Origin of the sequence: Sphingomonas sp. (genome assembly GCF_025362505.1) — a bacterium.
Classification (GTDB): Bacteria; Pseudomonadota; Alphaproteobacteria; order Sphingomonadales; family Sphingomonadaceae; genus Sphingomicrobium.
This window is the reverse complement of the sequence record NZ_JANYGG010000133.1, coordinates 19222-31888: the sequence shown is the minus strand read 5'-3', so window position 1 is coordinate 31888 and position 12667 is coordinate 19222. Positions and strand designations below refer to the sequence as shown.

Genomic DNA, 12667 nt, shown 5'->3' with positions numbered 1-12667 from the left:
CCGCCGCTAGGGAGCCGTCATGAATGTCCTCGTTACCGGCGCCGCCGGCTTTATCGGCTCGTCCGTTACCCGCCGCCTGATGGAGCGCGGCGACCGCGTTGTCGGGATCGACAACCTCAGCGACTATTATTCGGTCCAGCTGAAGGAGGACCGCCTCACCGCGCTCAGGCGCGACTTCGGCAATGCCTTCGCCTTCGAGAAGGTCGATTTCGCCGACAATGCCGCGTTGACCGACTTCGCTCGCCGCCACGACTTCGACCGCATCGTCCACCTCGGGGCGCAGGCCGGGGTTCGCTATTCGATCGAGAATCCATCCGCTTACATACAGGCCAACCTCGTCGGTCACGCCAACATGCTGGAGCTCGCCCGCCAGCGCCAGTCGAGCCATATGGTCTACGCCTCCTCCTCGTCGGTCTACGGCGGCAACAAGACCCTGCCGTTCCGCGTCGAGGACCGCGTCGATCACCCGCTGTCGCTCTATGCCGCGACCAAGAAGGCCGACGAGCTGATCAGCGAAAGCTATGCCAGCCTCTACAAATTGCCGCTGACCGGCCTGCGCTTCTTCACCGTCTACGGCCCGTGGGGCCGCCCCGACATGGCGATGTGGATCTTTACCAAGGCGCTTTACGAAGGCCGCCCGCTACCCCTGTTCAACGGCGGCGACATGCGGCGCGACTTCACCTTCATCGACGATATCGTCAGCGGCGTCGTCGTCTGCCTCGACGGCCCGCCGACGGATGACGGCACCGAGAAAGCCGGCGGCAGCTACGCGCCCCACGCGCTCTACAACATCGGCAACAGCCGCTCCGAGGAACTGATGCGCGTCGTACGCCTGCTCGAGGCCGAGACCGGGCGGAGCGCGATCATCGACGCCAAGGGCATGCAGGTTGGCGATGTCGCCGATACCTTCGCCGACATCAGCGCGATCGCGCGTGATCATGGCTATGCACCGACCACCACCATCGACGTTGGCGTCCCGCGCTTCGTCCAATGGTACCGCGACTATCACCACCAGGCCTAGAGGAATCCTCCCGATGAGCGTCCCTTCCATCCTCTCGCGCCTGCGCCTGCCGGTGATCGGCGCGCCCTTGTTCATCGTCTCCGGCCCGGCGCTAGTAATCGCCCAATGCAAGTCCGGGATAGTCGGCAGCTTCCCCGCGCTCAACGCCCGCCCGCAGGCGCTAGTCGACGAGTGGCTCCACGAGATCACCGAGGCGCTCGCCGCGCATGACCGCGATCATCCCGACGCTCCGTCCGCGCCCTATGCGGTCAACCAGATCGTCCACCGCTCGAACGATCGGCTCGAGGCCGACATCGCGACCTGCGCCAAGTGGAAGGTGCCGATCACGATCACCTCGCTGGGCGCACGCGAGGACCTCAACACCGCGGTCCACGCGTGGGGCGGGATCACCTTCCACGACATCATCAATGACCGCTTCGCGCACAAGGCGATCGAGAAGGGCGCCGACGGCCTGATCGCGGTCGCCACGGGCGCGGGCGGCCACGCCGGGACCTGGTCGCCGTTCGCGCTCGTCCAGGAAATCCGCCAGTGGTTCGACGGGCCGCTCGCCTTGTCGGGCTCGATCGCGACCGGCGGCGCGGTCCTCGCGGCGCAGGCGATGGGTGCCGACTTCGCCTATATCGGATCGCCGTTCATCGCGACCTACGAGGCGCGCGCATCGGACGAATATAAGCAGGGCATCGTCGCCGGCAGCGCGGTCGACATCGTCAACTCGTCATTGTTCACCGGCATCGGCGGCAATTACCTGCGCCCGTCGATCGTCGCCGCCGGGCTCGATCCCGACAACCTGCCCGAAGGTGGCCCCGAATCGATGACCTTCGAATCGTCGACGGGCGCGAAGGCGTGGCGCGACATCTGGGGTTCGGGCCAGGGCATCGGCGCGGTCGACAGCGTCGGCCCGGTGACGGCGATGGTCGATCGCCTGGCGCGCGAATATGCGGCCGCAAAGGAACGTATCACCGCCTAGGCGAGCGTTTCCAGCACGGCGCGCCAGGTGTCGGGAAGGGCAATCGGCCGGCGGCTCTCGCGGCCGACGTAAACGTGCGTGAATTGTCCCTGGGCGGCGGGCTTGTCGGAACCCTTCGCGAACACGCCGGCCCGATAGGTCACGCTCGACCGCCCAGGCCGCTCGATCGCGATCCCGACCTCGACCTTGCCCGGAAAGGCGAGCGGCGCGAAATAGCTGCACGATGTCGCGACGACCAGCCCGATCGGGTCGCCCGCTTCGACGTCGAGCAGCCCGGCCTCGATCAGCCAGCCGTTCACCGCATCGTCGAACCATTGATAATAGACGGTATTATTGACGTGTCCGTAAACGTCATTGTCGGCCCAGCGAAGCGTGATCGGGGTCCACGCGCGATAGGCGGCGCGGCCCAGCCGTTCGGGGCTCAGGCGCTCGCTCCTTCGGCCACCCCGATGCTGTTGCGCCGCAGCGCCTTCAGCACCGTCTCGACGATCTGCGGCGCGTTGAGCCCCGCCTCGTCATATTGCTTCATCGGCGCGTTCTGGTCCAGGAACACGTCGGGCAACCGCATCGTGCGGAGCTTCAATCCCCCATCGATCAGCCCCTCGTCGCTCGCCAGCGTCAGGACATGCGCGCCAAATCCGCCGACCGAGGCTTCCTCGACCGTCACCGCGACTTCGTGAGTGGTGAGCAGGCGGCGGATCAGTGCCTCGTCGAGCGGCTTGGCAAAGCGCATGTCGGCGACGGTGGTCGACAGGCCCATTGCTTCCAACTGCTCGGCGGCCTTCTCGGCCTCCTCGAGCCGCGTGCCGAGCGACAGGATGGCGACCGCCTTGCCCTCGCGAACGATGCGGCCCTTGCCGATCTCGAGCCGCTCGGGGGTCGCGGGCATCTCGACCCCGCGTCCGTTGCCGCGCGGATAGCGCACCGCGCTCGGGCTGCTGTCGTGAAGCGCCATGGTGTGGACCATGGTGGCGAGCTCGGCCTCGTCCGCCGCGGCCATGACGACCATGTTCGGCAAGGTGCACAGGTAAGCGAGATCAAACGACCCGGCATGGGTCGCGCCGTCAGCACCGACAAGGCCCGCGCGGTCCATCGCGAAGCGCACCGGCAAATTCTGGATCGCGACGTCGTGGACCAGCTGGTCGTACGCGCGCTGAAGGAAAGTCGAGTAAATCGCGCAGAACGGCCGATAACCCTGCGCCGCAAGTCCGGCGGCGAAGGTCACCGCATGCTGCTCGGCGATACCGACGTCGAACGTCCGGTCGGGGAATTCGGCCTGGAACTTGTCGAGTCCGGTGCCCGACGGCATCGCGGCGGTGATCGCGACGATCTTGTCGTCGCGCCGCGCCGCGTCGGCGAGCGCCGTGGCGAACACCGCCGTATAGCTCGGCGGCCCGCCGCCCGGACCCTTGTCCTGCTTGCCCGAGACGACGTCGAACTTGACGACACCGTGGTATTTGTCCGCCGCCGCCTCGGCCGGGGCATAGCCCTTGCCCTTCCTGGTAACGACATGGACCAGCATCGGCCCCTCTTCGGCGTCGCGCACATTCTCGAGAATTTCGACCAGCCCGCCGACATCATGCCCGTCGACCGGGCCGACATAATAGAAGCCCAGTTCCTCGAACAGCGTGCCGCCGGTCGCCATGCCGCGCGCGAATTCCTCGGCCTTGGACGCGGCGCGGTGGACGCGCTTCGAGAGCCGTTTGGCGACCCGCCGCGCAAAATCCCGCACGTGGAGATAGCTTCCCGACGACACCAGCCGCGCGAGATAATGCGACAGCCCTCCCACCGGCGGCGCGATCGACATGTCATTGTCGTTGAGGATGACGATCAGCCGGTTGCCGGCGGCCTGGGCGTTGTTCATCGCTTCATAGGCCATGCCCGCGCTCATCGCCCCATCACCGATCACCGCGATCGCGCGGCCAGGCTTGCCCGACAATTTGTTGGCAATCGCGAAGCCGAGCGCGGCCGAGATCGAGGTCGACGAATGCGCCGCGCCGAACGGATCATATTCGCTCTCGGACCGCTTGGTGAAACCGCTCAGGCCCCCCGGCTGGCGTAGCGTCCGGATGCGGTCGCGGCGGCCGGTAACGATCTTGTGCGGATAGGCCTGGTGCCCGACATCCCAGATCAGCGTGTCGCGCGGCGTGTCGAACACGTAATGGATGGCAACAGTCAGCTCGACCACGCCGAGCCCCGCGCCAAGGTGTCCGCCGGTCACCGACACGACCGAAATCATCTCTTGGCGCAGCTCGTCGGAAAGTTGGAGCAGCTGGCCCTTGGGGAGGGCCCGGATGTCGGCAGGCGATGATATGGTATCGAGCAGCGGCGTCACAGGGCGATCGGTCATCGCCTTGCCGTAGCTGGGTTTTAGCGCGCGCGAAAGCTTCTCCGGTGTTTGCGCTAGTGGGATGTCAGGCGCACTCGCCACATTTGCCGCGAACCTCGATTACCGGGCGCGACGGTTCAAACCCTGCCTCGGTTGCCGCATCGCGCACGCCGCCGGTCAGCTTGTCATCGTCGATGTGCTTGATCTGGCCGCAGTCGTCGCAAATCAGGAAGATGCAGTCGTGGAGACAGCCCGGGTGGCTGTTGGCGACATAGGCGTTGGCGCTCTCGACCCGCATCGCCAGGTTCGACGACACGAACAGGTCGAGAATGCGATAGACGCTGTTCGCCGCGACCCGCCGTCCCTGTGCCTTTGAGACAGCCTCGGCGATGTCATAGGCCGACGCGGGCTTTTCAAACCCCGCCAGCGCATCGAACACCGCGGCGCGCATGTCGGTCCACTGTTCGCCCTTTTCGGTCAGCTGGTCGCGCGCGGCGTCCTTGAGCGACTCGCCCTCATGCAGGTGATGATCGTGGCGGCCCATGTCAGGAAGATAAGCCCGCCACGCCTCAGCGGCAAGCGGCGGCGCTATTCAGCGGCGATGCCGTTGAGGCGGTGGCCGAGTGCGAGAATCAGCACGCCAACCATCGTGTACAGCGCCTCGCCGCCGCCGCTGCCGTCGTGCGGCAGGGTCAGCGCCCCCGCCATCACGCCCAGCCCAAGCCCGCCGACCGCGCTCGGCATCATGAATCCGTGATCGAGAATACCCTTGCCGAGCGCCAACGCGCCAATCGTCATGGCGACCGACAGACCAACCTCGTGGATGATCGGCGACCCGAGCACGCTGCCCGCTGACGCGAGCATGGCCACGAACACCGTCGTGGCGATGCAATGGACCAGGCACAGCCCCGACAGCGTGATCGCGAAGCGGTCCAGCTTGAACGTGGGGGGGTGATGGGTCGCGGCAGTCATGATGGCGATGATATAGCAGCGCGGACGCAGGGATACAATATCACATCGCGCCGCCGAGGGTGACGAAATTGCTGTCCTACAGCGCCTGTTTTTGCGAAAGGCAAAGCATGTACGCTCGAACCCCTGTTTCCTCATGCGCGCTTGCACTTTCGGTCCGGATCCCGTTCGGCCCATTACCCGACGTCACCGTGAACATTCGGAACATTCAGACCAGTTCGCTGACAGGAATTGGCGCGAATTGGTCAATTCCCAACGCGCGGCGACCGACCGGGTCACGAGCATGACCACCGCCGTACTGAGCAACCCGGCCACCCGAATCGCCGCGTCCACGCCGCGACCAGCCGCGATCGCGCGCTGGTTGCTCGTCATCGCCGGCCTCGTCTTCGCGATGGTCGTCGTCGGCGGGATCACCAGGTTGACCGAAAGCGGGCTGTCGATCACCGAGTGGAAGCCGATCTCGGGCACCTTCCCGCCGCTGTCGCACGGCGACTGGCTGGCCGAATTCGCGCGCTATCAGGCCACTCCGCAATATCGACAAGTCAGCGGCCCGGCCGGAATGTCGCTCGGCGATTTCCAGTTCATCTATTTCTGGGAATGGGTCCACCGCCTGATCGGTCGCCTGATCGGGGTCGCCTTCGCCCTCCCCTTGTTGTGGTTCGCCGTCCGCCGCGCGATCCCCAAGGGCTATGGCTGGCGCCTCGCCGCGCTGTTCGCGCTCGGCGGCTTTCAGGGCGCGCTCGGCTGGTACATGGTTCAGTCGGGCCTCGTGAATCGCACCGAGGTCAGCCATTTCCGCCTGTCCGCCCACCTGCTTAGCGCGCTGCTGATCTTCGCCGGCTGCATCTGGACTGCGCTCGACCTGCGCAGCCTCGCCGCCACCGGTCAGAACCGCCCCGCCCGCCTGAACGGCTTCAGCCTCGCCACGCTCGCCGCGCTGGCCGTCCAGATCCTGTTCGGCGCGTGGGTCGCCGGGCTTCGCGCCGGCCAGGTCGCGAACACGTGGCCGCTGATGAACGACCGCCTCGTTCCCGAGGGCATCGACTGGTCGAACGGCGTGCTGTTCGCCCTCACTCACGATCCCTACCTCATCCACTTCGTCCACCGGTGGTGGGCGTGGGGCGTGGTCGTCGTGCTGGTCCTGTTCGCGCGGCGGGTGAAGCGGGCCGGCGGCCGCCGCGCCTCGATCGCCATCCACTCCACGTTCGGCACGCAGATTCTGCTTGGCATCGCCACGGTCATGAGTGGGGTTGGAATTGTCTTTGCCGCTTCGCACCAGGCGGTCGGGGCGCTGCTCCTCGCGGCGACCGTCTGGGGGGCGCACATCGTCGGTCGAAATGCGAAGAAAAGCGCCGGGTAATATTTTACCCGTTCAAAAAGCCCCGCATTTGCTTGACTTTTCACCCCCCTCTCAGCATTAGCCCGTTCTGCGGCACCCCTTGGGGCGCCTCCCTTATAACCAAGAAGGTCTCACGCCATGAAGGCGCTCATGAAGACCACCAAGTCGGTCAAGCCGGCCGAGGTGGAAAAGAAATGGCATCTGATCGATGCCGATGGCCTCGTCGTCGGGCGGCTCGCCTCGATTGTCGCCAACATCCTGCGCGGCAAGCACAAGCCGATCTATACCCCGCACGTCGACTGTGGTGACCATGTCATCATCGTCAACGCCGGCAAGGTCCGCTTCACCGGGCGCAAGCTGCAGCAGAAGACCTATTACAAGCACACCGGCTATATCGGCGGGATCAAGGAAATCACCGCCGAGAAGATCCTCGACGGGCGTTTCCCCGAACGTGTGATCGAAAAGGCCGTCGAGCGCATGGTCCCCCGCGGACCGTTGGGCCGCGACCAGATGCGCGCGCTTCACCTCTACACTGGCACCGAGCATCCGCACGATGGTCAGCAGCCCGTAACCCTCGACGTCGCGGGCATGAACCGCAAGAACAAGGTGGGCGCCTGATGTCCGACAATCGCCAGTCCCTCGCCGACCTCGCCGCGCTGACCGGGGCGACGCCTCCTGAGCCGGCCGCTGTCGCTGCCGCTCCGGCCGAGGCTACTCCCGATCATTCCGAAGCGCCTGCCGCTGACGAGGCTCCGGTCTCAACCCAGGGTCCGCAGATCCAGGCCATCCTGCGCGAACAGGAGCTCGACAAATACGGTCGCGCCTACGCCACCGGTCGCCGCAAGAACGCCATCGCGCGCGTCTGGCTGAAGCCCGGCTCGGGCAAGATCGTTATCAACGAACGTGACCAGGAGGTTTATTTCGCCCGTCCGACGCTGCGTCTCGTCATCAACCAGCCGTTCGGGATCACCGATCGCGCCGGCCAGTTCGACGTGATCGCAACGGTCAAGGGCGGCGGCCTCTCGGGCCAGGCCGGCGCGGTGCTTCACGGCATCGCCCAGGCGCTGTCACGCTACGAGCCGACGCTCCGCACCACGGTCAAGCGCGCCGGTTTCCTGACCCGCGACAGCCGCGTCGTCGAGCGCAAGAAGTACGGCAAGGCCAAGGCGCGCAAGAGCTTCCAGTTCTCGAAGCGCTAGACGTTTCGTGATCCAACAAGAAAGGGCGGTTCGGATCTCTCCGAGCCGCCCTTTTTGTTTGCGCTAGTCCATCGCTAACGGCGGTCCGCCACTGGTCGCACCGGGTTTGGGCGGCTTGAGCAGCAAGACCAGGGGGATCGCGGCGAAGGTGATCCACATCATCATTTTGAAATCATCGAGATAGGCGATGAAGGCCGCCTGGCGATTGATCTCGGCATCGATCAACGCGAGTGCCGACTGCGCGGGAAGACCGAGCTGCTGGGTCAGTGCGCCGAGTGCGCTCGGCGCATTCTCATCGGTAATGTGCGCACCAATATCGGCATGGGCGACCTGAAGATTGCGCGTTAGCGCCGCGGTGACGATCGAGATGCCGACGGACCCGCCGATGTTGCGCGAGAGGTTAAGCAGGCTGGCCGCAGCAGTGCGGAGCCGCGGCTCGAGCGTCGCGAAGGCGAGCGACTGGATCGTCACGAACAGCATGCCGAGCCCGAGGCCCTGGACGAGCCCGCTCAGGATCACCGGCCGCGCGTCCTGGACCAGCGCAAAGCCGGTCATCATGTAGAGCGACGTGCCCATCAACCCCATGCCGAGCGCGACGAGAGCGCGCATGTCGATCTTTTGCGCCAGCTTTCCTACCGTGACCATCGAGATCAGCGTTCCGACCCCGCGCGGCATCGTCAGTTCACCCGACTGAAGCACCGAATAGCCGTAGAGTCGTTGCAAAAGCGGAGGCAGCAGCGCGAGTCCGGCCAGCAGCAGGACCCCCGTTACCGCCATGAAGAACAGGCCGGTGGCGAAGTTGCGGTTGGTGAACATGTGCCGCTCGAACAGCGGTTCGCGGCCGGTGATGGTGTGGATGATGAACATCCAGAAGGCGGCGATGGTAAGCCCGAGCTCAATAAGGATTTCGCTGCTCTGGAACCAGTCGAGCTGCTGTCCGCGGTCGAGCATCAGTTGGAGCGCAGCAAGGCCAATTCCGATCAGGGCAAAGCCGAACAGGTCGAACCTGCGCGGATTGAGGTCGGTTCTCGGCATGTAGCGCAGCAGCATGACCGCCGCCAATGTGCCGACCGGCAGGTTGACGAGGAACACCCAGCGCCAGTCGAAACTGTCGGTCAGCCAGCCACCGAGCAGCGGCCCGAGGATCGGCCCGATCATGACCCCGCCGCCGAACAACGCCATTGCCTGCGCATGTTTTTCGCGGGGGAAAATGTCGAACAGGGTCGCTTGGGCGAGCGGCACGAGGAAGGCGCCGCTAACCCCCTGGATGGCGCGGAAGGCGACCATCTGGCTGAGCGACTGGGCAATCGCGCACAGGAAGCTGGCGATGGTGAAGGCGACCACCGCGATCACCATCAGCCGCTTGCGGCCGACCTTGTCGGCCAGCCAGCCCGCGATCGGAATGGCGATGGCCGACGCAACGATATAACTCGTCAGGACCCAGTTGATGCTGTCCTGCGTCGCCCCCAGGCTCGCCTGCATGTGCGGCAGCGCCACGTTGGCGATGGTTGTGTCGAGGATCTGGATCAGCACCGCGAGCATCACCGCGATGGTCACCAGCATCCTTCGGCGGGGTTCCAGGACGTGGAGTTCGGTCATGCCCTAGCGCTGGGCTTCGAGCGTCACTTCGACCTTGGCCGACAAACCCGCGATCATGTCGCGCGCCGGCTGCTGGTCGAAGGCGATCCGCACCGGCACGCGCTGCGTCACCTTGACCCAATTACCGTTGGCATTCTGTGCCGGGAGGACCGAGAATTCGCTACCGGTGCCCGAGCCGATGCTGGCGACATGTGCCTTTACCTTTAGCCCCGGATACGCGTCGAACTTGACCGTCGCCGGCAGCCCGACATGCATCCGGGCAAGGTCGTCTTCCTTGAAATTGGCCTCGACCCACGCCGCTTTGTCGCGGACGATCGAGAGCATCGACAGGCCCGTGATCGCGGTCTGGCCGACGAGCAGCCGGTCGGACTTGGCGATCACGCCGTCCGACGGGGCGCGGACGATCGAGTGCTGGATATCGAGACGAGCTTTCGCGACCGCCGCGTTGGCAGCGGCGATCTGCGGCTGATCACCGCCCGGAGCGATGGCGGCGGAAGCGCTGGCCGCGCGAGCGCGAGCGTCAGCCAACTGAGCGCGCGCTTTCTCGACCTCGTTGAGCGCGTCATCATGCGCGGCGCGGGTCGTGAAACCCTGTGCAAGCAGCTGGTTCTGACGCGCCAAAGCCCGCTGGGTAATCGCCAGATTTGCTTGCCCGCCGACGATATCGCCGTTCGTACCGGCCGCCTGGGTGCGTAGCTGAACCGTCTGCAATCGCGCCGCTGCGACTTGCGCCTCGGCATTGGCGAGTGCCACCTGAAGTGGGGCGGGATCGATCCGGAACAGCACGTCGCCGCGCTTGACCTTCTGTCCCTCGCGCACGCCGACCTCGACAACCGGGCCGCCGACCTGGGTGCTGATCGAGGTGATGTCCTGTTTGACATAGGCGTTGTCGGTGCCGACCGTTTTGCCACTGTTGAACCAGAAATAGGCGCCGATGAGCAGGATCATCAGCGGCACGACGAGCATCAGGATGATCCGCTTGGGGCTGCGCTTGACGACGACGATCTTCTCGACTGCGGCCTCTGGCTCGGTGGCACGGGTTTCACGCAAGTCGGCGTGGCGCGCTTCCTCGCCGGTCTCGCGGTCAATTTTCTTCAACTCGTTCATGCGGAAACCCTGTTCGGCGAAGATGTGAGCTGCGACAGATTGTCGCGAATGCGGGTGAGGCTCGCGCGCAGGGCGCCAATTTCATCCGGCCCGAGGCCGTCGAACGCGTCGCCGCCTAACTCGGCTGCAAGGCCGCGCAGGCTTTCGAGGATCGGCTTGGCCTTGTCGGTTAAGGCAAGCCGCCAGGCACGGCGGTCGGCGGGGTCGCGGTGGCGCTCTACCAGCCCGGCCTGCTCGAGCCGGTCGATAATCCGGCACAAGGTAATCGGTTCGATGTCGAGCCGGTCGGCAACTTCCACCTGGCGAGGATTGGGATTGCGCCCGAGTATCGCGAGGACGCGCCACTGCGCGCGCGTGACCCCGAGCGACGCCGCGCGCCGATCGAACACGCGGCGCAGCATGTGCGCGGTTTCGGCGATTTCGAACGGGAGGTTATCGAGTTGCATGCGGCCTTTATAATAAGTGCACTTATTAATATCAAGTGGAGACGAATACCGAACCTTCGGCCGTGCGGGCTTGTCTGTCGCCGCGCCAACAGCCAAGCCGGGTGCCATGACGGAGGAATTCACCAAAAGCGCTGATATTGCAGGCCTGCTCGACAAGCTTGAGTTGCTGTACGAGCGTTCGGTCGCAAACCTGCGCGACGCGCTCGCCCGCTATGCCACCGACGGTGTTCGTCCCAATAGCGCCGAGCGGCTGGCGGGCGCCTTCGCCTATCCCGAACTGCGCATCGATTATGATCCGAAAGTTCCACCGCCGACCCCGGCGCGCGCTTTCGCAAGACTTAACCAGCCGGGCAGCTATGCGACATCGATCGCCCGGCCAGCCTTCTTCCGAACCTACCTCACCGAGCAGCTCGAGCATCTCGTCCGCGACTATCCGGTGCGGATCAGCGTCAGTCCCTCGGCGAGCGAGATCCCCTACCCGTACGTGCTCGATGGTGGCGACCTTGCCCTCGGCTCGATCTCGACCGCCGAACTGTCGCGCTGGTTTCCCTCGTCGCAACTGGTCCACATCGGCGACGAGATCGCCGACGGGGTGTGGGAATTCCAACCCGGGCCGGATCGTCCGCTGGCGCTGTTCGATGCGGCGCGCACCGACTTCAGCCTAGCGCGGCTGAAACATTATACCGGGACCCCGACCGATCATTTCCAGCACTTCATCCTGTTCACCAACTATGTCCGCTATGTCGATGAGTTCGTTCGGTACGCGATCGACGAGCTGCGCAACCCCGGCAGCCGTTTCACCGCGCTCAGCGTCCCCGGCGCGACGTTCGAGCATGGCGACCTGACCGATGCCGAAGCGCAGATCGCGGCGGGCGTGTGGCGGCGCCACCAGATGCCCGCCTATCATTTGCGCACGCCCACCGGCGACGGCATCACGCTGGTCAACATCGGCGTCGGGCCGTCGAACGCGAAGACGATCTGCGACCATATCGCGGTGCTACGGCCCGAGGCGTGGCTGATGATCGGTCATTGCGGAGGGTTGCGGCCGAGCCAGACGATCGGCGACTATGTCCTCGCCCACGCCTATCTGCGCGACGATCACGTGCTCGACGAGGTGTTGCCGCCGGAGATCCCGATCCCGGCGATCGCCGAGGTCCAGACGGCGATGGTTCGCGCCGCCGAACGCGTCACAGGTGAGGATGAGGACGGGCTCAAGAAGCGGCTGCGGACCGGCACCGTGGTGACGACCGACGACCGCAACTGGGAGCTACGCTACACCTCATCGGCGCTGCGCTTCAACCAGAGCCGGGCGGTTGCAATCGACATGGAATCGGCGACGGTCGCAGCGCAGGGGTACCGGTTTCGAGTGCCCTATGGGACCTTGCTGTGCGTGTCGGACAAGCCGCTTCACGGCGAATTGAAGCTGCCCGGCCAGGCCAATGATTTCTATGAGCGCGCGATCGGCCAGCATCTGCGGATCGGGATCGAGACGCTCGACCTGCTGCGGCAGGAAGGCGACGGCCTCCACAGCCGCAAGCTCCGCAGCTTCGACGAACCGCCGCTGCGGTAGCTCCGCTCCCTGCAAGGGAAGGACGATCAGCGGCGCGTCAGGTCTCGCCCGCCCGCGAGACGAGCGCGAACATGGCCAGCAATTTCAACCGCATCGACCTATCCCTTTGGCACTCTGCGCC

General features: G+C 65.3%; 13 protein-coding genes. 6 read left to right on the top strand and 7 right to left on the bottom strand.

Features of this window, described 5'->3' with window-relative positions; genetic code table 11:
* Window positions 1-19: 19 nt before the first annotated feature.
* Both Q0R27_RS12550 and Q0R27_RS12545 read left to right on the top strand, forming a co-directional pair.
* A complete protein-coding gene (locus Q0R27_RS12550) occupies window positions 20-1021 on the top strand; it encodes an NAD-dependent epimerase/dehydratase family protein (RefSeq protein WP_293945347.1) in 1002 nt (333 codons plus the stop codon).
* A 13-nt stretch (window positions 1022-1034) separates the two neighbouring features.
* Window positions 1035-1988: a nitronate monooxygenase family protein gene (locus Q0R27_RS12545; protein ID WP_293945344.1), complete on the top strand. Its 954-nt coding sequence runs from the start codon at window positions 1035-1037 to the stop codon at window positions 1986-1988.
* Here the strand turns inward: Q0R27_RS12545 and Q0R27_RS12540 are convergent.
* The 4 genes from Q0R27_RS12540 to Q0R27_RS12525 form a co-directional block, all read right to left on the bottom strand.
* Window positions 1985-2365, bottom strand: a complete 381-nt coding sequence (locus tag Q0R27_RS12540) for a thioesterase family protein (protein WP_293945353.1) — start codon at window positions 2363-2365, stop codon at window positions 1985-1987. The two genes, Q0R27_RS12545 and Q0R27_RS12540, sit on opposite strands and share 4 nt — an antisense overlap.
* Window positions 2366-2409: 44 nt before the next feature.
* On the bottom strand, window positions 2410-4338 hold the full coding sequence (gene dxs / locus Q0R27_RS12535; protein ID WP_293945342.1) for a 1-deoxy-D-xylulose-5-phosphate synthase: 1929 nt from the start codon (window positions 4336-4338) through the stop codon (window positions 2410-2412).
* A gap of 64 nt (window positions 4339-4402) precedes the next feature.
* Window positions 4403-4861: a transcriptional repressor gene (locus Q0R27_RS12530; RefSeq protein WP_293945340.1), complete on the bottom strand. Its 459-nt coding sequence runs from the start codon at window positions 4859-4861 to the stop codon at window positions 4403-4405.
* A 44-nt stretch (window positions 4862-4905) separates the two neighbouring features.
* Entirely contained in the window at window positions 4906-5289 is a 384-nt protein-coding gene (locus Q0R27_RS12525) for a MerC domain-containing protein (RefSeq protein ID WP_293945338.1), read from the bottom strand.
* 280 nt (window positions 5290-5569) lie between these two features.
* Here Q0R27_RS12525 and Q0R27_RS12520 point away from each other — a divergent pair, with 280 nt between their 5' ends.
* The 3 genes from Q0R27_RS12520 (at window position 5570) to rpsI (ending at window position 7824) form a co-directional block, all read left to right on the top strand.
* Complete coding sequence (locus Q0R27_RS12520) at window positions 5570-6646, top strand: COX15/CtaA family protein (protein WP_293945351.1); 1077 nt, start codon at window positions 5570-5572, stop codon at window positions 6644-6646.
* A 117-nt stretch (window positions 6647-6763) separates the two neighbouring features.
* The gene (gene rplM / locus Q0R27_RS12515) at window positions 6764-7243 is read left to right on the top strand and encodes a 50S ribosomal protein L13 (RefSeq protein ID WP_293945336.1); all 480 of its coding nucleotides are present in this window, start codon (window positions 6764-6766) and stop codon (window positions 7241-7243) included.
* Window positions 7243-7824, top strand: a complete 582-nt coding sequence (gene rpsI / locus Q0R27_RS12510; protein WP_293945333.1) for a 30S ribosomal protein S9 — start codon at window positions 7243-7245, stop codon at window positions 7822-7824. The genes rplM and rpsI overlap by 1 nt, the downstream gene beginning before the upstream one ends.
* Before the next feature lie 63 nt (window positions 7825-7887).
* Here the strand turns inward: rpsI and Q0R27_RS12505 are convergent, their stop codons facing one another.
* The 3 genes from Q0R27_RS12505 to Q0R27_RS12495 are packed head-to-tail and all read right to left on the bottom strand — an operon-like array spanning window position 7888 to window position 10976.
* The gene (locus tag Q0R27_RS12505) at window positions 7888-9423 is read right to left on the bottom strand and encodes a DHA2 family efflux MFS transporter permease subunit (RefSeq protein ID WP_293945331.1); all 1536 of its coding nucleotides are present in this window, start codon (window positions 9421-9423) and stop codon (window positions 7888-7890) included.
* 3 nt (window positions 9424-9426) lie between these two features.
* Window positions 9427-10530 (bottom strand): HlyD family secretion protein, encoded by a 1104-nt coding sequence (locus tag Q0R27_RS12500; protein WP_293945330.1) that lies wholly within the window; start codon window positions 10528-10530, stop codon window positions 9427-9429.
* Window positions 10527-10976 (bottom strand): MarR family transcriptional regulator, encoded by a 450-nt coding sequence (locus tag Q0R27_RS12495; protein WP_293945329.1) that lies wholly within the window; start codon window positions 10974-10976, stop codon window positions 10527-10529. Before Q0R27_RS12495 ends, Q0R27_RS12500 begins: the two co-directional genes overlap by 4 nt.
* Window positions 10977-11082: 106 nt before the next feature.
* Between Q0R27_RS12495 and Q0R27_RS12490 the strand changes: the two genes are divergently transcribed.
* Window positions 11083-12546, top strand: coding sequence for an AMP nucleosidase (locus Q0R27_RS12490; protein WP_293945328.1), 1464 nt, complete (start codon window positions 11083-11085; stop codon window positions 12544-12546).
* Window positions 12547-12667: the final 121 nt, after the last annotated feature.